The sequence below is a fragment of the Cellulomonas iranensis NBRC 101100 = JCM 18110 genome (assembly GCF_001552375.1).
Taxonomy (GTDB): Bacteria; Actinomycetota; Actinomycetes; order Actinomycetales; family Cellulomonadaceae; genus Cellulomonas; species Cellulomonas iranensis.
The window spans coordinates 24,369-46,062 of record NZ_BCRB01000013.1 but is presented as its reverse complement, the minus strand read 5'-3'; the positions used below and the strand labels follow the sequence as shown (position 1 = coordinate 46,062).

Below are 21,694 nucleotides of genomic sequence, written 5' to 3'. Positions count from 1 at the left end.
CCTGGCGCGGACCTGCGTCGTTGTGGTGGCGACAGGATGGTCCGGGACCGATGCGAGGGCGGCGACGATGGTGAGGACGACGTGAGCCGGGACGGGGCAGCGATGCTCGACCGGCTCGTGGCGGAGCGGTACGGCGGGCTCGTCGCGTACGCGACGGTGCTGACGGGGGACCGGCACGAGGCGCAGGACGTCCTGCACGACGCGCTGGTCTCGACGTTCTCGGCGCGCGCGTCGTTCGGGTCGGTGCCGCAGGCCGAGGCGTACGTGCGCCGCGCCGTCGCGTCACGGTTCGTGGACCGTGCGCGCCGGCGGGGCCGCGAGCGGGCCGCGGTCGTGCGGCTCGCGGGCCGCGAGGCGGTCAGCACCGAGCTGCGGTCGGACCTGCTGGACGCCGACGTGGCCGCCGCGCTCGCGGCGCTGCCGCCGCAGCAGCGCGCCTGCGTCGTGCTGCGGCACCTGGACGACCTGTCCGTGCGGGACACCGCCCGCCTGCTCGGCATCAGCGAGGGCGCGGTCAAGCGTTACGTGTCCGACGCGGTCGCGACGCTCGACGCGGCGCTGGGCACGACCACCACGGGCGGCGAGCGGCTGCCCGTCACGCTCGTCGACTCGACCCGCGACACCCCGGAGGTGCGCCGTGAGCGGTGACCTGAGCGCGCGGCTCGACGCCGCGCTGCGTCGTCAGGAGCAGCACGAGGAGGGCACCCGGCCGGACGCCGCGACCCTCGCGGACCTGCACGCCCGCGTGGCGCGCGCCCGGCGCGGACGCGCCGTGTCGTACGCCGCGGTCGCCGCGGCGGCGGCCGGGCTCCTGGGGGTGGCCGGGTGGTTCGGCCTGCACCGGGCGCCCGCCCCGCAGCCCGCCCACACCCCGACGCCGACGTCCACGGCGACGCCGTCGCCGACGCCCTCGCCGAGCGGGGACGCCGCACCGACGGCGCCAGCGGCGCCCGAGGTGCCCCTCGTCGAGGTCGAGCGCACCGGGGCGCCCGTGCTCCACGCGCTGCCCCCTGGTGTCCTCGAGGCGGCGACCACCGGGTGGACCCTCGCCCAGTACGGTCCCGTCGACCAGGTCGGCCTCCGTGACGTCGCCGGTCTGCTCGCGCTCCTGTCGCCGACGGGGACCGCGTACCTCGTCGCGGACCTCGACGTCCCCGGCCTGTGGGTCGTCGGCTGGGAGCCGGGCTCGACCGTCGCGACGGTCGTCATCCCCACGTCGGACCGGCTGGGCTACGAGCGAGGTCGCATCGACCTGCTCACCGGCGCGGTCACCCGCGAGCCCGCGGGCCTCGGGACGCTCGGCGATGCCGACGCGTACGTCGGGCTGAGGGACGACGGTGCCGAGCTCTGGTGGACGACTGTCGCCGACTACCGACTCGAGCTGGTCGCCGTGACGGTCGGTCGTCCGGTCGGGAGCCTCGGCGTCCGGGTGAGGTCGGGCGAGCACCGGGGGGCCACCATGTCGCCGGACGGCCGTCGCCTGGCGCTGCCCACCTTCTCGGAGAGGTACGACGCGCTCGGCGGCTACCTGGGCGACTCGACGCTGCTCGTCGACCTGCACACGGGGGCCACGAGCGACCTTCTGCTCGACCAGGACGCCGGCGAGTGCGCCGTCGTGACCTGGACGGACGCGCGCACCGTGCTGGCGAGCTGCTCCAGGCACGCCGACGTCGCCGACCCTGACTCCGACGCCGCCGACGTGCTCGCCACCTGGTGGGCAGAGGTCACCCTCGACGGTGACGTGCGGGTCCTCGACGCACCCGGGGGAGCGGGCACCGCGGCGACGAGTGGGGGGCGGACGGTGGTCGTGCTGCCTGCGGGCGAGGGCGGTGGCGTCGTCGTCAAGCCGTGGCAGCCAGGAACGGGGCCCGGCCCCGTCGCCGTGAGCCTGGACGGTCCGCGGGTCGCCCTCGCGGTGCACGCCGCCGGCGCGGGTCGGGTCGCCGTGCAGCTCGGCATCGCGCCCGAGGACCCGGCGCCCGTCGAGCTGTGGCTGCTCGACGCCACGACCGGTGGGACCGTGCTCGTGGGTCCCGCGGGAGACGGACCGCGCGCGCTCGCGGTCACGGCGGCGCTCGTCGCCCCCTGACGCGCGCCACCGGGTCGTGAAGGGTTGCGGCCGCGGACCGGCAGCACCCTCACGACCCGCCCCGGCCACCGGGGCGCCGCGGCTCGTCGCCCGAGCCGCGCCCTGAGCCTGACGCGAGCGTGAGGGGTTGCCGTCGCCACGTGACGGCAACCCCTCACAGTCCACATGTCACGCCGCACCTGCGCGGCGCGCCACGCCATCCGCGGCGGCTCAGCGCCGCGGCGAGCTGGGATGCGATCGCGCAGGGCGACGTGACCACGTGCCGCCACCGGTAACGCAGGGTGATGTCACCGCTCTCGACGCGGACGACGTTGTCACGCCACGCGTCCGCGTCGGCCCGACCGTCGTGCGCGAGCCGGCCGTCGAGCTCCACGCGCACCCCGAGCTCCCGGTAACGCCGGTCCGCTCGTATCCATCCGGCGCCCACCCGCTCGCGGACCTGGGCCGACGAGCGCGGCAGGCCGTGCGCGTACTCGACGTCGCGGTCGAACCTCAGCTCGAGCGGCGACTCCACCCGGGCGTCAGCGTCGCCGAGGAGGTCGGCGACCATCCTGCGATGGCGCAGGACCGGCCGTCGGGCGAGCGTCGACAGCAGCAGCGGTCGCGGTACCCCCGATCGAGCCGCGTCGCACAGCAGGCCGACGACCTCGTCCTCGCGCCGGGCGTCCGCGACCAGGTCGAGCACGGTGTCGGCCACGTCGACGCACCGGAGGGCGCCGGCTGCGGGCGGCATGGACCGTCGGCGGCGGACCACGAGTCCCGGTCGCGTGCCCGGCGTGCGCTCTAGCGGCACGCTGACGACCATCTCGGGCGCGGGCGTCGCCACCAGTCCGTGAGCGAACCCGGCCGACCGGTGCGAGAGCGCCGCACCGGGTCCGGCGGCCAGGACCGCGCCCTGCGCGAGCTGGCGCCACGACGGCGGGCCGGACTGCAGCAGGACCACGCCCCGGTGCAGTCGTCGCCAGTGACCCTGACGGACCCGGCGGGACACCACGGTGTCGCTGACGCCGGCGCTCGCGAGCAATGCGGTGGTTGCCACGCCGTCGTGACGCCGCACCACCCGGCGTGCGGACGAGGGCAGCATCTCGAGAGCGGGGAGCCCGCTCACGTCGACCGGTCGCGCCGCCGCAGGTCCGCCCATCCGACGAGCGTCGCCGATCGGGGGCCGCTGCGTGGCGACTCCCGCGAACCTGTGGACGACGCGACAGAGGTGTGCGGGGTTGCCGCCGCTGGACGACGGCAACCCCGCACACCTCGTGACTCGGGCCGAGGCCTGACGCTGCGCGCCAGGCCTCGGCCTCCGGTCAGCTCCGGCTCAGCGCTTCGACCTGCTGGTCGCGCTGAGCCTGCGCCCGCCTCCGGCCGGGGTCTGATGCTGCGCGCCGGACCCCGACCTCCAGCGTGCTCCGGCTCAGCGCTCGACCTCGCCGCGGATGAAGGCCTCGAGCTGCGCCCGGCCCTTCGTGTCCTCCATCTGCACCGGCGGGGACTTCATGAAGTACGTCGACGCCGACAGGATCGGGCCGCCGACGCCGCGGTCCTTCGCGATCTTCGCGGCGCGGACGGCGTCGATGATGATGCCCGCCGAGTTGGGGGAGTCCCACACCTCGAGCTTGTACTCGAGGTTCAGGGGCACCTCGCCGAACGCGCGGCCCTCGAGGCGCACGTACGCCCACTTGCGGTCGTCGAGCCACGCGACGTAGTCCGACGGGCCGATGTGGACGTTGCGGTCGTCCTTCTTGCCGGACAGCGGGCCGTCCTCGAGGTTCGACGTGACGGCCTGCGTCTTCGAGATCTTCTTCGACTCCAGGCGCTCGCGCTCGAGCATGTTCTTGAAGTCCATGTTGCCGCCGACGTTCAGCTGGTACGTGCGGTCCAGGATGACGCCGCGGTCCTCGAAGAGGCGCGCGAGCACGCGGTGCGTGATGGTCGCACCGACCTGCGACTTGATGTCGTCGCCGACGATCGGGACACCGGCGGCCTCGAACTTCGCGGCCCACTCGGGGTCCGACGCGATGAAGACGGGCAGCGCGTTGACGAACGCGACGCCCGCGTCGATGGCGCACTGCGCGTAGAACTTCGCGGCGGCCTCCGACCCGACGGGCAGGTAGCAGACGAGCACGTCGACCTGCTGGTCCTTGAGGGTCTGCACGACGTCGACCGGCTCGGCGTCCGACTCCTCGATGGTCTGGGAGTAGTACTTGCCCAGGCCGTCGAGCGTGTGGCCGCGCTGCACCGTGACGCCCAGCGGCGGGACGTCGGAGATCTTGATGGTGTTGTTCTCGGAGTTGAAGATCGCCTCCGACAGGTCGAAGCCGACCTTCTTGGCGTCCACGTCGAACGCGGCGACGAACTCGAGGTCGCGCACGTGGTAGTCGCCGAACTGGACGTGCATGAGGCCGGGGACCTTGCCCGCCGGGTCGGCGTCCCGGTAGTAGTGCACGCCCTGGACAAGCGACGCGGCGCAGTTGCCGACGCCGACGATGGCGACGCGGATGGAGGTCATCCTCGCTCCTTCTCGATTCGCGCCTCGGATGAGCCCTCGGCGTCGTCTGCAGCGGCGGCCGGTCGGCCACCGCCCTCGGGGCGAGCGCGACGGACGCCGCGCTCGTTGTCGATGAGGTCGTCCAGCCAGCGGACCTCGCGCTCGACCTGCTCGAGGCCGTGGCGCTGGAGCTCGAGCGTGTACTCGTCCATGCGCTCGCGGGTCCGGGCGAACGACTGACGGAACGTCTCGAGCCGCTCGGTCAGCCGGGAACGGCGACCTTCGAGGATGCGCAGCCGCGTCTCGGCGTCCGTCTGGCCGAAGAACGCGAAGCGCACGTCGAAGTTCTCGTCCTCCCAGGCCGCCGGCCCGGACGTCGAGAGCACCTGCTGCAGGTGCTCCTTGCCGTCGGCGGTCAGCTCGTACACGATCCGTGCGCGCTTGCTGGCGACCGTGCGGTCGCCGGGCGAGTCCGTGCCGGCGATCAGCCCGCGGTCCACGAGCCCCTTGAGGCACGGGTACAGCGAGCCGTACGACAGCGCACGGAACGAGCCGAGCACGAGGTTGAGGCGCTTGCGCAGCTCGTACCCGTGCATGGGCGACCCGGCGAGCAGCCCGAGGATCGCCGGCTCGAGCACGTCGGAACGTCCGCGCACCTGGCCTCCTCGTGCCGTCGGGGACCGGGACCGGGCGGTCGCCCGATCTCGATGTATCAACTCGATACATCCGGAGAATATGTCGCGCGCGTGCCCGACGACAACAGGTCGCCCACCACGTCGTGTGCGCGGGCGCGCCGGATCGCGTCGCGACAGGGTGCCGATCGTGTGAAGTCCCGCCCAGAACGGGACGTCCCGGGCGCCCTGCGCGAGCCACCGCCCAAGTCGGTCGTCCATACTGACGTCGGCAGCGCCCCCACCGACGCGCCCCCACGCGGGCCGCGGCGGAGCGTCCGCCAGCACCGTCGTCGGCACGAGAGGTCCCCCGTTGGCAGGCAGCACACGCCGTGCGGCGCCCACGCGCGCACGCCGCGGCACGCGTCGCGCGTCGACCCGGGCGACCCCGCCGGAGAAGCGGAAGTTCTGGAACTACCCCCGCCGCGAGCACCGTGGCGTGCGTCGCTGGCTCCCGTCGTGGCGGGTCGTGCTCGGCACGTTCATCGGCGGGATCTTCCTGCTGCTCGGTGCCGGTGCGGCGGCGTTCGCGTTCATCAACCCGCCCGACGCGCTCGCCGAGGTCCAGTTCCAGACCACCACCGTGTACTTCGCGGGGGCCGAACCCGGTCAGCCGGGCGAGGTCATGGGGACGTTCGCGAAGCAGAAGCGCGAGATCGTCGAGTACTCGACGCTGCCCGAGTACGTCGGCCAGGCGGTCGCGGCCGGCGAGGACAAGACGTTCTTCACCAACCGGGGCGTGTCGATCACCGGCATGGCCCGCGCCTTCATCAACAACGTCCAGGGCAAGCCGACGCAGGGCGGGTCGACGCTGACCCAGCAGTACGTCGAGCGGTACTACCAGAACACCACCAAGGACTACTGGGGCAAGGCGAAGGAGGCGATCCTCGCCGTCAAGCTGTCCCAGAGCGAGTCCAAGGAACAGATCATGGGCCGCTACCTCAACACGATCTACTTCGGTCGTGACTCCTACGGGATCGAGGCGGCGTCCAAGTCGTACTTCGGCAAGCCCGCGGCCGAGATGTCGGTCTCCGAGGCGGCCCTGCTCGCGGCGCTGATCCCGTCGCCGAACAACTGGGACCCGGCCGTGAGCCCGGAGAAGTCGCAGCAGCGCTGGGGCATCGTCCTCGACTCGATGGTCGACTCCGGATGGCTCAGCGCGAGCGACCGCGCCGCGCAGGTCTTCCCGACGACGATCGAGTACGTCAAGTCCGAGACGTACCGCGGCCCGAACGGGTACCTGCTCGAGATGGTCGAGAACGAGCTGCTCGCGACCAACCTGTGGACCTCGGGCGAGCTGCGCACCAAGGGCCTGAAGATCGTCACGACGATCGACCAGTCGGTGCAGCAGGCCGCGGTCGAGTCGGCCGAGGGGCTGCGCTCCGGCGCGCTCTCGGACGGCGCCGTGCCCAACGAGCGGCTGCGTGTCTCGGTCGTCTCGGTCGACCCCGCCACGGGTGGCATCGTCGCGCTCTACGGCGGCCCCGACTACCTCGCGGACCAGAAGAACACCGCGACGTTCGACAAGGTCCAGGCCGGGTCGACGTTCAAGCCGTTCGCCCTGGTCGCCGGGCTGCAGGAGGGCATCGGCCTGTCGACGAGGTTCGACGGCAACTCGCCGCAGCGCTTCCCCGAGTGGGAGGGCGGTACCAAGGACGTCCGCAACTTCGGCCGCGGCAACGGTCAGAGCTTCGGCCAGATCGACCTGGTCAAGGCGACCGCGGACTCGGTGAACACCGTGTACGCGGCGCTCAACATCAAGGTCGGCCCCGAGAACACCGCGCGCGTCGCCACCGAGGCGGGCATCACGACGCCGCTGACGAGCGTGCCCTCGAACGTCCTGGGCTCCGACCTCGTCCACCCGCTCGACATGACGGGCGCGTACGCGACGTTCGCGGCGCAGGGCGTGCAGCGGACGCCGCACATCCTCCAGGTCGTCGAGAACAACGACGGGACCGTCGCCTGGCAGCCCGACACGGCCGGCCGGCCGGTCTTCGCGGCGGACGTCATGGCGGACGCCACCTACGCGATGACCCAGGTCGTCGAGCAGGGCTCGGGCAAGGCGCAGATCGCGCGCCTCGGCCGCCCGATCGCAGGCAAGACGGGTACCTCGACCGACAACAAGTCGGCGTGGTTCATCGGCTACGTCCCGCAGCTCGCGACGGCGGTCGCGCTGTCCCAGCAGGCGCAGGACGGCCGCGGACTCGACTCGATCGAGGCCTGGGGCGACTACAGCCAGATCACCGGGTCGTCGTACCCCGCCGTGCTGTGGGCCGACTACATGGGCAAGGTCTTCGCGAACCCCAGGTTCGCCCAGGTCGAGAACTTCCCGCCGCGCGCGAACGTGGGCGGCAGGCCGACGCCGACCGCCACCGCGACCGAGGAGCCGACCGAGGCGCCGCCCGAGGAGCCCGAGGAGCCTGCCCAGGTGCAGGTGCCCGGCGGCCTCGTGGGTCGCACCGAGGCCGACGCCACGGGCGTGCTGCAGGGTGCGGGGCTCGTGGCGAGCGTGCGCTCCGAGCAGTCGGCGTCCGTCCCCGCGGGGCGCGTCATCCGCGCCGAACCCGGTGAGGGGTCGACGGTCGACTCGGGCGCCACCGTCACGCTCGTCGTGTCGTCGGGAGCCCCGTCCCCGTCGCCGACCCCCGCACCGACGCAGCCGACACCCGCGCCGACCGAGGAGCCGCCGCCGGGTGACGGCGGCGGTGCCGGGGGCGGTGGTGGCCAGGCCGGTGCGGTGCCGCTGCCCACGCAACGTCCCTGACGCCGCCGCGCCGCGGCCGACCCGACCGCCCGACCGCTCGGTCGGGGGATTCGGTCGCGGGGTCGTGAGCGGGTAGTCTGGGCGATCGCCGTCCCTCGCGGACGGTTCGTCGTGCCTGCACCCCTGACGCCTCGTCGGTGGTGCGTCACGGCGAGACGCACGAGAACCCTCCTGTCACGGACCGACCGTGACCGCGAAGACCAGAGGAGGTGGGTATGAGCCTGCGTCAGTACGAGATCATGATCATCCTCGACCCCGAGATCGAGGAGCGCACCGTCGCCCCGTCGCTCGACAAGTACCTGTCGGTCGTCAAGACCGACGGTGGCACGGTCGACAAGGTGGACGTCTGGGGCCGTCGTCGCCTCGCGTACGACATCAAGAAGAAGGCCGAGGGCATCTACGCCGTCGTCGACTTCACCGCGGAGCCCGCGACCGCCAAGGAGCTGGACCGTCAGCTCGGCCTCAACGAGGTCGTCCTGCGCACGAAGGTCCTGCGCCGCGAGGCGTGATCCTGCCCGTGTGGGTGCCCGTCGCTAGCGTCGGGCGCCAGCACCCGCGGCACCACGCCGCAGCCGAACCGTACGAACGAGCGAGGAGGCCGTCATGGCCGGCGAGACCACCATCACGGTGATCGGGAACCTGACCGGGGACCCGGAGCTGCGCTTCACCCCGTCGGGCGCCGCGGTCGCGAACTTCACCGTCGCGTCCACGCCCCGCACGTTCGACCGCCAGTCCAACGAGTGGAAGGACGGCGAGACGCTGTTCCTCCGGTGCTCGATCTGGCGGGAGGCGGCCGAGTCCGTCGCCGAGTCCCTCACCAAGGGCACCCGCGTCATCGTGCAGGGCCGCCTCGTGCAGCGCTCGTACGAGACCCGCGAGGGCGAGAAGCGCACCGTGTACGAGCTGCAGGTCGACGAGGTCGGCCCGTCGCTGCGGTACGCGACCGCGAAGGTCACCAAGACCCAGCGGTCCGGCGGTGGCGGCTTCGGCGGTGGCGGCGGCGGTGGCAGCTACGGCGGTGGCGGCGGCTTCAGCGGCGGGGGTCAGTCCTCCGGTGGCGGCGGCCAGACCGACGACCCGTGGGCGACGCCCGCGGGCGGGTCCGGCGGCGGCTACTCCGACGAGCCCCCGTTCTGATCGGCGCCTCGCACACCTGATTCTCATCCCCGAGCACGGCAACGCTCGGGGCTCCACAGACAAGGAGCACCACGATGGCCAAGCCCGTCGTCCGCAAGCCCAAGAAGAAGCAGAACCCCCTCAAGGCCGCCAAGATCGAGACGGTCGACTACAAGGACACGGCTCTGCTCCGCAAGTTCATCTCCGACCGCGGCAAGATCCGCGCGCGTCGCGTGACCGGCGTCTCCGTCCAGGAGCAGCGCCAGATCGCCCGTGCGGTCAAGAACGCCCGCGAGATGGCCCTCCTGCCGTACTCGTCGTCGGCCCGCTGAGAAAGGACTGACCCATGGCGAAGATCATCCTGACCCACGAGGTCACCGGTCTCGGTGCCCCCGGCGACGTCGTCGAGGTGAAGGACGGGTACGCCCGTAACTACCTCGTCCCGCGCAACCTGGCCACGCCGTGGACCAAGGGTGCCGAGAAGGACGTCTCGGCGATCCGTCGTGCCCGCAAGGCGCGCGAGATCGCGACGCTCGACGACGCGAAGGCCGTGCGCGACTCGCTCCAGGCGAACGCCGTCACGGTGTCGGCCAAGGCCGGCGAGTCGGGCCGTCTGTTCGGTGCCGTCACCACGGCCGAGATCGCCGAGGCGATCAAGGCCGTCGGCGGCCCGTCGGTCGACAAGCGCAAGATCGAGGTCGCCCAGGCGATCAAGACGCTCGGCGAGTACGCGGTGCAGGTTCGTCTGCACCCCGAGGTCTCGGCCAAGGTGACCGTCAAGGTCGTCGCCGCCTGACCTGCTCCCACGCGAGCTCGCGAGGCCCCGTACCGCTCCGGCGGTGCGGGGCCTCGTCGCGTCCGGCGTCGGCGCCGGGGGCGTCCGTTCGTCCCGCACCTCGTCCGCCAGGCGCAGGACCCGCGGTGCGTGCGCCGTCGTCTCCGCCTCCGGACGGAGCGGGAGGATCGGTCGCGGGGCGGTGGGACGCGACCACCGTGCTGCCTAGGCTCGTCGCAGAGGTCAGGACGAACCAGGAGGCACGACATGAGCACGCAGAAGCGCACCACGGACGCGCAGGCCACGACCACGGCGGCCCCGACGCAGCAGGCCGCCGTCGGCGGGACGATGTTCGCGGTGGGTGCGCCGCTGCTCGCCCTCGGCGCGGTGTTCACGGCGCTGGGTCGCACGGTGCTCGGGCTCACGTTCCTGGCGGTGGGCGTCGTGCTGACCGCGGTGGCCGCGGGCTACCTGGGCACGTACGTGCGCCGCTCGCGCGCGGTGCAGGTCACGGGGAGCGTCACGGGTCAGGACGACCGGTGAGGGACACGCCGCGGAAGGGCGGCGGGACGTCGTCGAAGCGCGCGCAGAACGGGGCGTTCCTCGCGATCGGGGTGACGTTCTTCGTCCTCGGGATCACGCAGATGGCGGGCGACTCCGACGGCGGCGGCATCGCGTTCTTCACGATCGGCATCGTCTTCATGGCCATGTCGACGGGCTGGTTCTCGTCCCCGGGCGGCGACGAGAAGCGTGAGGACGCCGCCGGCGGCGCCGCGGCAGGTGCTGACGGCACCCGGGAGAGCGGCGACGACGCGGCGCACGACGCGGGACCGGGCGACGCGGGCGCGGGGGCCGGCGGTGACGGTGGCGACGGCGGTGGCGGAGGCGACTGAGGTCGCCCCGGGGCGGACGCTCAGGCGCCGACGACCATCCACCGGGTGCCGCGTGCGCGCAGCCCGGTGCTGATCGCCCGGGCAGCCATGAAGACCACGGCGAACGCGACCCACAGCCACGCGAGGCCGGCCGCTCCGGGCGGCGCCCACGCGTGCACCGCGAGGGCGGCGGGCACGTAGGCGACGAGCGTCGCGACACCCGCCCACGCGAGGAACGGGCCGTCACCGGCGCCGATGAGCACGCCGTCGAGCACGAACACCCAGCCGGCCATGGGCAGCGCGACGGCCGCGACCACGAGCCCGACGACGGCGGCGCGCTGCACGTCGGGGTCGGGGGAGAAGACCCGCACGTACAGCGGAGCGAGCGCGCCGACGAGCACGCCGAGCACAGCCCCGGCGCCGACGCCCCACTGCAGCGTGCGCCGCAGCAGGGCGCGCGTGCGGGCGACGTCGCGCGCACCGAGCGCGTGCCCCACGAGCGCCTGCGCGGCGATGGCGAGCGCGTCGAGCGCGAACGCCGTCAGGCCCCACACGGCGTTGACCACCTGGTGCCCGGCCAGCGCGGCGGCGCCGAGCCCGGTGGCGGTCCACACGGTCAGCAGGATCGCCAGGCGCAGCGTCGCGGTGCGGACCAGCAGCGGGACCCCGGCGCGTGCGTTGGCCCAGATGCCGCCGGCGGCGGGCGTGAGCCGTGCCCCGGAGCCGCGCGCGCCGCGCACCACGACGACGACGAGCCACACGCCCATGCCGAGCTGCGCGATCGCGGTGCCGAGGCCCGACCCGGCGATCCCGAGCCCGGCGCCGTAGATGAGCGTCGCGTTGAGCGCGGCGTTCGCGACGGCGCCGGAGGCGGCGACGACGAGGGGTGTGCGGGTGTCCTGCAGGCCGCGCAGCGCGCCCGTGGCCGCCAGGACGAGCAGCATGCCCGGCAGGCCGGGGACGGACCACCGCAGGTACGTGACGGCCTGCACGGCGACCTCGCCGCGCGCGCCGAGCGCCGCGAGCACCCACGGCGCGGTGACCCACGCGAGCCCGGCGAGCAGGACCCCGAGGCCGAGCGCGAGCCACATGCCGTCGACGCCGGTCTGCAGCGCGCCCTGCCGGTCGCCCGCTCCGAGGCGCCGGGCGACCGCGGCGGTCGTGGCGTACGCGAGGAAGACGCACAGGCCGATGACGGTCACGAGGACGGTCGACGCGAGCGCGAGCCCGGCGAGCGCGTCGGTGCCGAGGTGGCCGACCATCGCGGAGTCGACGAGCACGAACAGCGGCTCGGCGACGAGGGCGCCGAGGGCGGGGACGGCGAGCGCGAGGATCTGCCGGTCGACGCCGGGCGGGCGCGGCGCGGGGGTCGAGGGGTCGTCGTGGGCGTCCACGGGGCGGCTCAGGCGTCCACCTGGTGAACGTGGGTCGAAGAGTTGTCGCTCCACAGCACGTGCACAGCGTATGCGCCGGTCGCGGCGGGTGGACGGAGCTCTCACCCGCTCTGTCCACAGGTGTGTCCCCAGCCTGTGCACACAGGCGTGAAGGGACTGTCCACAGGCTGTCCACCGGTCTGTGCACACACCCGTTTGGGTCCGCGACGGCCGGGGCCTAGCCTCGCGAGGACAGGTCCGGTACCGGCTGCGTCGCCCGCCGTGCGGGGCGCGTCCGCGGGGACTGTCGGTGGGTCCCGGTAGGACAGGTGTCCGTCGGGTGCGGGCGAGCTGGAGTGGGTGACGGGTTGACCATCGAGGACCTCGAGTACGGCGCGCCGCCGGACAGCGGGAACCGGGGCGGCGGCGGGTTCGACCGCACGCCCCCGCAGGACCTCGATGCCGAGCGGTCGGTGCTCGGCGGCATGATGATCAGCAAGGACGCGATCGCCGACGTCATCGAGCAGGTGCGTGGCACGGACTTCTACCGTCCCGCGCACGAGGCGATCTACGACGCGATCATCGACCTGTACGGCCGCGGCGAGCCCGCCGACGCCATCACGGTGTCGGACGAGCTGACGAAGCGCGGCGACATCGCGCGCATCGGCGGCGCGGCGTACCTGCACACGCTCATCGCGTCGGTCCCCACGGCGGCGAACGCGGGCTTCTACGCGCGGATCGTGCGCGAGCGGTCGATCCTGCGCAAGCTCGTCGAGGCGGGCACGCGCATCGTGCAGCTCGGGTACGCGACCGACGGCGGCGACGTCGACGAGCTCGTCAACAACGCGCAGGCCGAGGTCTACGCCGTCACCGAGCGCCGCGCGTCCGAGGACTACCTGCCGCTGTCGGAGATCATCGGCGGCACGGTCGACGAGATCGAGGCCGCGGGTCACCGCGGCGAGGGCATGATCGGCGTGCCCACCGGGTTCTCGGACCTGGACCGGTTGACCAACGGCCTGCACCCCGGGCAGATGATCGTCATCGCGGCGAGGCCTGCCATCGGTAAGTCAACGGTGGGAATTGACATCGTCCGGTCGGCCGCGATCAAGCACGACATGGCCGCCGTCGTGTTCTCGCTCGAGATGAGCCGCAACGAGATCACGATGCGTCTGCTGTCCGCCGAGGCGCGCGTGCACCTGCAGAAGCTGCGCACCGGTCAGATGGGCGAGGAGGACTGGGCGAAGATCGCCGCGACCATGGGCCGCATCAGCGAGGCCCCGCTGTTCATCGACGACTCCCCGAACATGTCGCTCATGGAGATCCGCGCCAAGTGCCGGCGCCTCAAGCAGCGGCACGACCTCAAGCTCGTCGTCATCGACTACCTGCAGCTCATGACGTCGGGCAAGCGCGTCGAGTCCCGCCAGCAGGAGGTCTCGGAGTTCTCGCGTGCGCTCAAGCTGCTCGCCAAGGAGCTCGAGGTCCCCGTCATCGCGATCTCGCAGCTGAACCGTGGGCCCGAGCAGCGCACGGACAAGCGGCCTGCGATGAGCGACCTGCGTGAGTCCGGCTGCCTCACCGAGGACACCCGCGTGCTGCGCGCCGACACCGGCGCCGAGACGACGCTGGGGGAGATGTACGCGCTCGGGCACAAGGACGTGCCGATCTGGGCGCTCGACGACCGTCTCCAGTACGTGCGGCGCCACCTGACGCACGTCTTCCCGACGGGTGTGAAGCCCGTGTACCGGCTGCGGCTCGCGTCGGGCAAGGAGGTGACGGCCACGGCCAACCACCCCTTCCTGACGTACGAGGGGTGGACGCCGCTCGGCGAGCTGGAGGTCGGGTCGCGGCTGGGCGTCCCGCGGCACGTGCCCGGGCCGGAGATGTCCGCGGCGTGGGACGACCGCAAGGTCGTGATGCTGGCGCACCTCATCGGCGACGGATCCTTCGTGAAGCGGCAGCCCATCAGGTATGCGTCGATCGACGAGGCGAACCTGCAGGCCGTCTCCGAGGCGGCGGGGGTCTTCGGCATCACGCCGATCAGGGACGACTACGCGGCCGCGCGCGTCACCACCCTGCGTCTGCCGGCGCCGTACCGGTTGGCACGCGGCAAGCGGAACCCCGTGGCTGAGTGGCTCGACGACTTCGGTCTGTTCGGCGCCCGGAGCCACGAGAAGTTCGTGCCTACGTCCGTCTTCCACCTGCCCAAGCCACAGATCGCCCTCTTCCTCCGGCACATCTGGGCCACCGACGGATCGGTCACGGTCAACGCCAACGGTCGCTCCGGACGGGTGTACTACGCCTCGACGTCGCGACGGCTGGTCGACGACCTGTCGCGCCTGCTGCTGCGGTTCGGCATCTCGACCCGGATCCGTGCCACCTCGAAGGCCGGTTACCGCGGCGGCTGGACGCTCGACGTGTCCGGGGTCGACGACCAGCGGCGGTTCCTGCAGGAGATCGGCGTCCACGGGGCGCGTGGTGTCCTCGCCGACCGACTGCTGCAGATCATCCGCGACACGCGCGCGAACACGAATGTCGACACCGTGCCACGCCAGGTGTGGGACGACGTGCGGGAGCTGCTCGTGGAGCGTGGCATGACGCACCGGCAGTTCGCTGAGGCGATCGGGACGCAGTTCTGCGGATCGACCATGTGGAAGCACTCGCCGTCGCGGCAGCGTCTCGGTCGCATCGCCGAGGTCCTCGAGTCGGAGGACCTGGAGATCATGGCGGTCAACGACCTGCTCTGGGACGAGGTCGTGGCCATCGAGCCCGCGGGTGAGCAGGCCGTCTACGACGCGACGGTGGTCGGCACCCACAACTTCATCGCCAACGGCATCGCGGTCCACAACAGCATCGAGCAGGACGCCGACATGGTGATCCTGCTGCACCGTGAGGACGCGTACGAGAAGGAGTCCCCGCGCGCAGGGGAGGCCGACCTCATCGTCGCCAAGCACCGTAACGGCCCCACCGACACCATCACCGTCGCGTTCCAGGGGCACTACTCGCGGTTCGTGGACATGCAGATGTAGCTCGAATAATCCCTTCTGGTCGTGCTGTGTAGACCCCTACAGTCCTCGACGACAACAGCACACGGGAAGACTCGGGTGGGCCGGCGACCGTCGGTTACCACTGTCACTGGCCAGGTCGCGGGTTCGAGTCCCGCCGTCATCTCGGATGACGTAGCTCAGACGGGAGAGCAGGACTCCGGCGTCATCACACGCCCACCCGAACCTCCCCTGAGCGTGTCTGCTCCACCCCACGTCGGGGCGGTGGCGGGCCGGAGCGCATCGGTTCTCTCTCTCCCAGTGGGGCCCTCGTGAGGAGGGCACCCCGGTTCGCCGGGGATCCACCCGGTGCGCACAACACGCCCGCCACCGCCTCGGCGACCGACCGAGAGGAACGACCGATGGACGTGCTGCGCACGCTCGGGCTGCGGCGCACGCCGCAGGGCGAGCGCGCCGACACCCGCCAGGAACTGAACGCCGCCGGTGGCTACGCGTTCGTGCTCGACGACGTCGCCCGGCTGCGGCGCTTCCTGACCCTCGGCGTGGACGGCGGCACCTACTACGCCGCACCGCGCGAGCTGGCGCGGGAGAACGCCGAGGTCGTCGGGCGGATGGCCCACGAGGACCCCGAGACGCTGGTCGGCACCATCGTCGACGTGTCCGTCCGTGGCGCCGCCCCGCGCCAGAACCCCGCGCTGTTCGCCCTGGCGTACGCCGCGTCGGTGCCGGAGTCGGCACCGCTCGCGCTCGCGGCGCTGCCGGCCGTGGCCCGGACCGGTACGCACCTGTTCCTGTTCGCGGGCTACGTCGAGCAGTTCCGCGGCTGGGGTCGGGGTCTGCGCCGCGCCGTCGCTGGCTGGTACACGTCCAAGGACGCCGACGCGCTCGCGTACCAGGCGGTCAAGTACCGCCAGCGCGAGGGCTGGTCGCACCGCGACCTGCTGCGCCTGGCGCACCCGACGACGGCCTCGCCGGAGCTGCGGGCGACGTTCGACTGGATCGTCCGTGGTGCGGTCGGCGACGCGACGCCCACGCTCGTGGAGGGCTTCGTGGCGGCGCAGGCCGCCACGGACACCGCGACGTGGGTCGACCTGGTCCGGCGGCACCGGCTGTCGTGGGAGATGCTCCCCGACGCGGCGCTGGGCGAGGTCGCGGTCTGGGACGCGCTGCTCGACGTCGGCGTGCCGCAGACGGCGCTGATGCGTCAGCTGCCCCGGCTCACGCGGCTCGGCGTGCTCCCGGACCTCGGCGGCCGGACCGACGAGGTCGTCGCCCAGCTGGTCGACTCCGACCGGCTGCGGTCGGCGCGCGTCCACCCGGTCAGCGTGCTCGTGGCGCAGCGGACGTACGCCTCCGGTCGGTCGGCCCGTGGTGCGGGCGAGTGGACGCCGACCCGGAAGGTGACGGACGCCCTCGACGCCGCGTTCTACGCGGCGTTCGGTGCCGTCGAGCCCTCCGGGAAGCGCACGCTGCTCGCGGTCGACGTCTCGGGCTCGATGGGCGACACGATCTCGGGCATGCCGATCACGGCACGCGAGGCGTCGGCCGCGCTGGCCCTGGTGCAGCTCGCGACCGAGCCGGCGGCCACCGCCGTCGGCTTCACCACGGGCCAGGGCGGCGGGTGGTACGACAGCGCGCTGCGGCCGCTCGCGATCTCGCCGCGGCAGCGGCTCGACGACGCCCTGCGCGTGGTCGACGCGATGCCGATGTCCGGCACGGACTGCGCGCTGCCGATGGTGTGGGCGACCGAGCAGGGCGCCGAGGTCGACACGTTCGTGGTCTACACGGACAACGAGACCTGGGCCGGCGACGTGCACCCGCACCAGGCGCTCGCCGAGTACCGGCGGCGGTCGGGGATCGACGCGCGGCTCGTGGTCGTCGGCATGACGGCGACGGGCTTCTCGATCGCCGACCCGTCGGACGCGGGGATGCTCGACGTCGTCGGCTTCGACGGCGCGGTGCCCTCGCTGATCACGGAGTTCGCGCGTGGCCTCTAGGGGCTCACGCGGGCCCGACGCGCCGGCCGGGGGCGGTCCCGATCACGGGGCCGCTCCGCGGCCGACCCGTCGGGGCACCTCGGACCCCCGGGCCGCCCGCGCCCGCGAGCTCCACCGCAAGGCCGCCGAGGCGGACGAGGTCGCCGCGCGGTACCGCCAGGAGCGCGACCGCCTCGTGCTCCAGCTCCGCGCCGACGACCCCGCGCGGTGGAGCTACTCCGCGATCGCGGACGCGCTGGGCTGCAGCCCGGAGCTCGTCGCCCTCGTCGTGCGTCGCTCCCGCTGACGGCGGTCCGGCCGGGCGTGTGCCGTCCTCCCGGGCGATACCGGGACCTCGGACCCCTCAAGCCCGGCGCGGGCGTGTCCGATCCAGCGGGGTGGACGGCGTCGCGCCGGCTCGGGCGACGACCGCTTCACTCGGGGAGCGAGCTCTCCGGCCACCAGACACCAGCATGCACAGGGGAGCCCTCATGTCCGACACCTACGCACCGCCTCCGCCGCCGCCGAGCCCGCAGCCGGTCGCCCCCAAGGCGGGGAACGGCCTCGCGACCGCCGGCTTCGTGGTCGCGCTGCTCGGCTTCCTCGGGTCCTTCATCCCGGTGATCAACATCGGCGGCATCGTCCTGGGCGTCGTGGGAGCGGTCCTGGCGGTCGTGGGGCTGGTGAAGAGCAGGACGACCGGCTCGGGGAAGGGTCTCGCCATCGCCGGCCTCGTGCTCGGGGCGCTCGCCGTGGTCGTCGGGATCATCGTCAACGTCGCGTTCGTCAGCGCGGTCGACGACGCGCTGAACGAGGCGACCGGCACCACCGTCGAGACGCCTGCGGCGACGACGGACGACACCGCCCCCGCCGCCGACGACGACGCGGACGAGGCGGCGCCCGCCGAGCTCGGGACGTCCCGCGACAACCCCGCCCCGCTCGGCTCGGCCGTCACGGGTGGTGACTGGACGGTGACGATCAACTCGGTGACCCCGGTCGAGGCCGACTCCCTGGGGCAGACGGCCGCCCCGGGCTCGGCGCTGATCGCGGTCAACCTGACGGCCACGTACAACGGTGACGACCCCCAGGGCGCCACGTCCTGGGCGACCGTCAAGCTCGTCACGGCGGACGGCACGACGATCGACGGCCTCGACGGATCCACGGTGTTCATCTCCGAGAACCCGTTCGACTCGCTCTCGACGGTGTACGGGGGCGGGACCGTGACGGGGGACCAGCTGCTCGAGGTGCCCGCCGAGTGGCAGTCCGGTGTCCTCGCCGTCTCGCCCGACATCGCGTCGAACGACACCTTCGTGGCGGTGCAGTAGTCCGACCCACGTGCGGCACGCGGCGGTGGTCCCCAGGGGCCACCGCCGCGCAGCTCGGCTCCGAGGTCAGGGGCCCGAGCCGGCCGGCGCGCTCGCCCCGTCGCCGCGCCGACGTGACCGGGCGATCCTGAGCACCGCCTCGCAGCCATCGGACGTCCCCGGCCAGTGGGCGCGGATCGGGCCCTCGCCGGCCACGCGCAGCACGCTGCGCAGGACCCACACGACGACGATGACGTCGTCGGCGTAGCCCAGGACGGGCACGACGTCGGGGATGAGGTCGAGCGGGAACGCCAGGTAGGCGACGAGCAGGCCCAGGCGGACGCGGAGGGACCGCGGCAGCGTCCTGTCCCGGGCCAGGCGCGCGACGAGCCGCAGCAGGTCGGGCAGGAGCCGCAGCGCCTCGGTGAGCGTGCGGCCGCCGGGCCGGCCGACGAGCAGCGCCACGACCAGCGCGAGCCACGCGACCAGCAGACCGGCCAGCACGCCGAGCGCGACCTGCCAGGCCTCGCTCACCTGGCCCCGCCCGTCGACACCCGCGCCCGGTCGCAGGTCACGCGCGACCCGCCGCCACCCGCTCCGCGTCGCGCCGGTACATCGCGGCGTGCTCCAGCAGCTGCGGGCGGCCGGTGGTGCGCGCGTGCGCGTCCGTCCAGTCCGCGAGGTCGTGCAGCCGCACCACCATCGTCCCCAGCACGTCGTCGACCGTCGGGGCGGCGTCCGCGCCGTAGGCGGCGAGCAGGTCCGCGAGGCGCTCGGCGGGCGCGGCGTCGTCGGGCGCGGGCGTGTCCTCGCACCAGCCGCACAGCCGGTACGCGAGGTACGCGAGGTCCCACGCGCGCGGGCCGGGGGAGGCCATGTCGACGTCGATCAGGCCGACGAGCTCGGTGCCGTCGAACACCATGTTGTACGGCGCGACGTCGTTGAGGCACACCACCTCGGCGGGGGCGTGCGCGGGGGAGCGCCAGACGGCGCCCGCGAGGTCGAACCCGACCGTCGCGTCGTGCACGGCGCGCAGCGTCGCGCCCGCCTGCGCGCGGGTGCGGGCGTCCCACAGCCACGCCGGTGCGGGCCACCCGACGACGTCGCCCGGCACCCAGCCCAGGACCTCGCGGCCCTCGTCGTCCCGGCCGAGCGGCGCGGGCAGGCACGTGACGCCGCGCGCCCGCACCCAGGCGAGCAGCGCGTGCACGGTCGGGGTCCACGGGCCGGCCGACCGTCGGACGGTGTCGCCGACCCGCACGACGGCGTTGACGTTGCCGCCGTCGAGCGTCTGCTCGGCGACGTCCTGCGGACCGGCGCGTTCCATGACGCGATCGTCCCACCCCGGCCCCGCGGGCCGCCGCGGCGTCGGGCCTCGGGCCTCGGGTCAGATCCAGCCGCGGTCCCACGCGACGGCCGCCGCGGCGTGCCCGGAGTCCGCGTGCAGCTTCGCGATCGCGGACGACGTGTGGTTGCGCACGGTGCCGGGCGCGAGTCCCAGCTCGCGCGCGATCTTCTTGGACGGCAGGCCCGAGCGGATCAGCCGCAGCACGTCGACCTCGCGGGGCGTCAGCGGGCTCTCCGCCTCGGTGAGCGCCGCGGCTGCGAGCTGCGCGTCGACGTACCGCTGGCCGGCGGCCACGAGCCGGATGATGCGCGCGAGCTCCGCGGCCGGCGTGGACTTGGGCACGAACCCGCGCACGCCGGCGGCCAGCGCGCGCCTGAGCGCACCGGGGCGCGCGTGCCGCGTCACGATCACGACGGGCGTCACGACGCGCCGCCGCAGCCGGTCCGCGACCTCGATGCCGTCGAGCCCGGGCATCTCGAGGTCGAGCAGCGCGACGTCCGGCACCAGGGCCACGACCTCGGCGAGCGCGGCCTCGCCGTCGGCGACGTCGGCGACGACCTCGATGTCCGGCTCGAGCCCCAGCAGCGCCGTGAGGGCGCCGCGCAGCAGCTCCTCGTCGTCGGCGAGCAGGACGCGGATCACGACGCACCCGCCGTGCGTCGCGCCGGCCGGCCGACGGGCCGCGGCGGCACCGTCACCACGAGCGTGAACGCGTCGTCGTCGCGGTGCGTCTCGACCGTGCCGCGCTGCGTCGCTAGCCGTTCGCGCAGCCCCACGAGCCCCGTGCCGGGCTCGCCCGCGGGGTCCGGGCGGTCGTTGGTCACGGTCAGGCGGTACCCGCCGCCCTGGTCCTGCACGAGCACGATCGTGGCCTCCTGCGCCGCGCTGTGCCGCAGCACGTTGGTCGCGGCCTCGCGGACGGCCACGGCCAGCACGCCGCCGACGTCCGCGGGCAGGCCGGGTGCGTCGACGTGCGTCGCGCAGCGGATGCCCGCCGAGCCGAGCACCGCCGCCGCGTTGCGCACCTCGGCGTCGACGGTGACCGTGCGGTACCCGTGCACGACCGCGCGGGTGTCCTCGATGGCGGTGCGCGCCGCCTCCCGGATGTCGGCGAGCTCGCGCGCGGCGTCGGCCGGGCGGTCGGGGAGCAGCCGCTCGGCCAGCTCGCTCTTGAGCGCGATGACGTGCAGGTGGTGCCCCTGCAGGTCGTGCAGGTCGGTCGCGAACCGCAGGCGCTCGCGGGCCACCGCGAGCTCGTCGGCGAGGCGCCGCGCGTCGTCGAGCCGGACGACGACCTGCAGGACCCACACGATGCTCAGCGGCATCACGACGAACAGCGCGACGACGCTGACGACGATCGCGGTCCCCAGCGCGCCGTCGACCTGCCCCGCCGCCGGGGCGTCCCGCGACGCGGCCTCCGACAGCACCCCGCCGAGACCGATCACCACGCACGTGCCGAGCAGCACGGCGAGCCGACGTCGCCCGTGCACGACGCACGCCGCCGCACCGCCCGCGTACGCGACGAGGAACGCCCACCCCCACCCCGCGAACGGCGGGACGAGCGCGACGCCCCACGTCGCGCAGGCCAGCACGACCGTGAGCACCACGGTCGTCACGAGCGTGCGCGACGGCGCGTCGCCCGCCGCGACCTCGACCGTCCCGCCGATCGCCGCGAACGCCAGCACGAGGCACAGCACCGTCGTGACCACCAGGGTGATCGAGCGGGCGTCCACCGGGGCGTCGACCGCGAGCAGCAGCGGCATGAGCCCCGCGACCACGACGGCGACGCCCAACGACGCGGCCGTCAGACCGCGCACGGCCCGCAGGTCGGGCGTCACCGGTGCCCCCGGCGGCCGAGGTCGGCTCACGTCGCGGAGCGTAGCAACCGGGACAGATGTCACGGTCGCCGGTGACATCAC

At 73.5% G+C, this 21,694-nt stretch carries 20 protein-coding genes; 12 read left to right on the top strand and 8 right to left on the bottom strand.

What is annotated here, in order from left to right:
* Positions 1-81: 81 nt before the first annotated feature.
* Entirely contained in the window at positions 82-648 is a 567-nt protein-coding gene (locus tag CS2_RS04325; protein WP_070319027.1) for a sigma-70 family RNA polymerase sigma factor, read from the top strand.
* A complete protein-coding gene (locus tag CS2_RS04320; RefSeq protein ID WP_070319026.1) occupies positions 638-2,089 on the top strand; it encodes a hypothetical protein in 1,452 nt (483 codons plus the stop codon). Before CS2_RS04325 ends, CS2_RS04320 begins: the two co-directional genes overlap by 11 nt.
* A gap of 154 nt (positions 2,090-2,243) precedes the next feature.
* Here the strand turns inward: CS2_RS04320 and CS2_RS04315 are convergent, their stop codons facing one another.
* The 3 genes from CS2_RS04315 to CS2_RS04305 all read right to left on the bottom strand — a co-directional run bounded on the left by CS2_RS04315 (position 2,244) and on the right by CS2_RS04305 (position 5,230).
* Positions 2,244-3,173, bottom strand: coding sequence for a type IV toxin-antitoxin system AbiEi family antitoxin domain-containing protein (locus CS2_RS04315; RefSeq protein ID WP_369691417.1), 930 nt, complete (start codon positions 3,171-3,173; stop codon positions 2,244-2,246).
* Between the two features lie 327 nt (positions 3,174-3,500).
* Positions 3,501-4,595, bottom strand: a complete 1,095-nt coding sequence (locus CS2_RS04310) for an inositol-3-phosphate synthase (protein WP_070319024.1) — start codon at positions 4,593-4,595, stop codon at positions 3,501-3,503.
* Positions 4,592-5,230, bottom strand: a complete 639-nt coding sequence (locus tag CS2_RS04305; RefSeq protein WP_046529661.1) for a PadR family transcriptional regulator — start codon at positions 5,228-5,230, stop codon at positions 4,592-4,594. Before CS2_RS04305 ends, CS2_RS04310 begins: the two co-directional genes overlap by 4 nt.
* Positions 5,231-5,558: 328 nt before the next feature.
* Between CS2_RS04305 and CS2_RS04300 the strand changes: the two genes are divergently transcribed.
* The 7 genes from CS2_RS04300 (at position 5,559) to CS2_RS04270 (ending at position 10,793) form a co-directional block, all read left to right on the top strand.
* Positions 5,559-8,009, top strand: coding sequence for a transglycosylase domain-containing protein (locus CS2_RS04300; protein WP_070319023.1), 2,451 nt, complete (start codon positions 5,559-5,561; stop codon positions 8,007-8,009).
* Positions 8,010-8,224: 215 nt separating this feature from the next.
* Complete coding sequence (gene rpsF, locus CS2_RS04295; protein ID WP_046529659.1) at positions 8,225-8,518, top strand: 30S ribosomal protein S6; 294 nt, start codon at positions 8,225-8,227, stop codon at positions 8,516-8,518.
* 94 nt (positions 8,519-8,612) lie between these two features.
* A complete protein-coding gene (locus CS2_RS04290) occupies positions 8,613-9,146 on the top strand; it encodes a single-stranded DNA-binding protein (protein ID WP_046529658.1) in 534 nt (177 codons plus the stop codon).
* Positions 9,147-9,220: 74 nt separating this feature from the next.
* Complete coding sequence (rpsR, locus tag CS2_RS04285; RefSeq protein WP_013118893.1) at positions 9,221-9,457, top strand: 30S ribosomal protein S18; 237 nt, start codon at positions 9,221-9,223, stop codon at positions 9,455-9,457.
* Between the two features lie 14 nt (positions 9,458-9,471).
* Positions 9,472-9,921, top strand: coding sequence for a 50S ribosomal protein L9 (gene rplI / locus CS2_RS04280; RefSeq protein WP_046529657.1), 450 nt, complete (start codon positions 9,472-9,474; stop codon positions 9,919-9,921).
* A 246-nt stretch (positions 9,922-10,167) separates the two neighbouring features.
* A complete protein-coding gene (locus CS2_RS04275; RefSeq protein WP_046529656.1) occupies positions 10,168-10,443 on the top strand; it encodes a hypothetical protein in 276 nt (91 codons plus the stop codon).
* Positions 10,440-10,793: a hypothetical protein gene (locus CS2_RS04270; protein ID WP_070319022.1), complete on the top strand. Its 354-nt coding sequence runs from the start codon at positions 10,440-10,442 to the stop codon at positions 10,791-10,793. The genes CS2_RS04275 and CS2_RS04270 overlap by 4 nt, the downstream gene beginning before the upstream one ends.
* A gap of 20 nt (positions 10,794-10,813) precedes the next feature.
* Here CS2_RS04270 and CS2_RS04265 read toward each other — a convergent pair whose 3' ends face one another.
* Positions 10,814-12,166, bottom strand: coding sequence for an MATE family efflux transporter (locus CS2_RS04265; RefSeq protein ID WP_070319021.1), 1,353 nt, complete (start codon positions 12,164-12,166; stop codon positions 10,814-10,816).
* A gap of 347 nt (positions 12,167-12,513) precedes the next feature.
* Between CS2_RS04265 and CS2_RS04260 the strand changes: the two genes are divergently transcribed.
* From CS2_RS04260 to CS2_RS04245, 3 genes are all read left to right on the top strand, one after another.
* Positions 12,514-15,171, top strand: a complete 2,658-nt coding sequence (locus CS2_RS04260) for a replicative DNA helicase (protein WP_082739872.1) — start codon at positions 12,514-12,516, stop codon at positions 15,169-15,171.
* A gap of 377 nt (positions 15,172-15,548) precedes the next feature.
* Positions 15,549-17,144 (top strand): TROVE domain-containing protein, encoded by a 1,596-nt coding sequence (locus CS2_RS04255; RefSeq protein ID WP_070319020.1) that lies wholly within the window; start codon positions 15,549-15,551, stop codon positions 17,142-17,144.
* Between the two features lie 470 nt (positions 17,145-17,614).
* On the top strand, positions 17,615-18,448 hold the full coding sequence (locus CS2_RS04245; protein WP_070319018.1) for a hypothetical protein: 834 nt from the start codon (positions 17,615-17,617) through the stop codon (positions 18,446-18,448).
* 66 nt (positions 18,449-18,514) lie between these two features.
* Here the strand turns inward: CS2_RS04245 and CS2_RS04240 are convergent, their stop codons facing one another.
* Genes CS2_RS04240 through CS2_RS04225 form a run of 4 tightly spaced genes read right to left on the bottom strand, consistent with a single transcriptional unit; the run spans position 18,515 to position 21,643 of the window.
* A complete protein-coding gene (locus CS2_RS04240) occupies positions 18,515-18,961 on the bottom strand; it encodes a YkvA family protein (protein WP_070319017.1) in 447 nt (148 codons plus the stop codon).
* Between the two features lie 37 nt (positions 18,962-18,998).
* Positions 18,999-19,754 (bottom strand): phosphotransferase, encoded by a 756-nt coding sequence (locus CS2_RS04235; RefSeq protein ID WP_070319016.1) that lies wholly within the window; start codon positions 19,752-19,754, stop codon positions 18,999-19,001.
* Positions 19,755-19,814: 60 nt separating this feature from the next.
* Entirely contained in the window at positions 19,815-20,417 is a 603-nt protein-coding gene (locus CS2_RS04230; RefSeq protein ID WP_070319015.1) for a response regulator transcription factor, read from the bottom strand.
* Positions 20,414-21,643, bottom strand: a complete 1,230-nt coding sequence (locus tag CS2_RS04225; RefSeq protein ID WP_167748887.1) for a sensor histidine kinase — start codon at positions 21,641-21,643, stop codon at positions 20,414-20,416. The genes CS2_RS04230 and CS2_RS04225 overlap by 4 nt, the downstream gene beginning before the upstream one ends.
* Positions 21,644-21,694 lie beyond the last annotated feature (51 nt).

Coding starts and splice junctions, on each gene's coding strand:
- CS2_RS04315 (WP_369691417.1), bottom strand. CDS start 3,173: ATGCTGCCCTCGTCCGCACGCCGGGTGGTGCGGCGTCACGACGGCGTG.
- CS2_RS04310 (WP_070319024.1), bottom strand. CDS start 4,595: ATGACCTCCATCCGCGTCGCCATCGTCGGCGTCGGCAACTGCGCCGCG.
- rpsF (WP_046529659.1), top strand. CDS start 8,225: ATGAGCCTGCGTCAGTACGAGATCATGATCATCCTCGACCCCGAGATC.
- CS2_RS04290 (WP_046529658.1), top strand. CDS start 8,613: ATGGCCGGCGAGACCACCATCACGGTGATCGGGAACCTGACCGGGGAC.
- rpsR (WP_013118893.1), top strand. CDS start 9,221: ATGGCCAAGCCCGTCGTCCGCAAGCCCAAGAAGAAGCAGAACCCCCTC.
- rplI (WP_046529657.1), top strand. CDS start 9,472: ATGGCGAAGATCATCCTGACCCACGAGGTCACCGGTCTCGGTGCCCCC.
- CS2_RS04275 (WP_046529656.1), top strand. CDS start 10,168: ATGAGCACGCAGAAGCGCACCACGGACGCGCAGGCCACGACCACGGCG.
- CS2_RS04255 (WP_070319020.1), top strand. CDS start 15,549: ATGGACGTGCTGCGCACGCTCGGGCTGCGGCGCACGCCGCAGGGCGAG.
- CS2_RS04245 (WP_070319018.1), top strand. CDS start 17,615: ATGTCCGACACCTACGCACCGCCTCCGCCGCCGCCGAGCCCGCAGCCG.
- CS2_RS04235 (WP_070319016.1), bottom strand. CDS start 19,754: ATGGAACGCGCCGGTCCGCAGGACGTCGCCGAGCAGACGCTCGACGGC.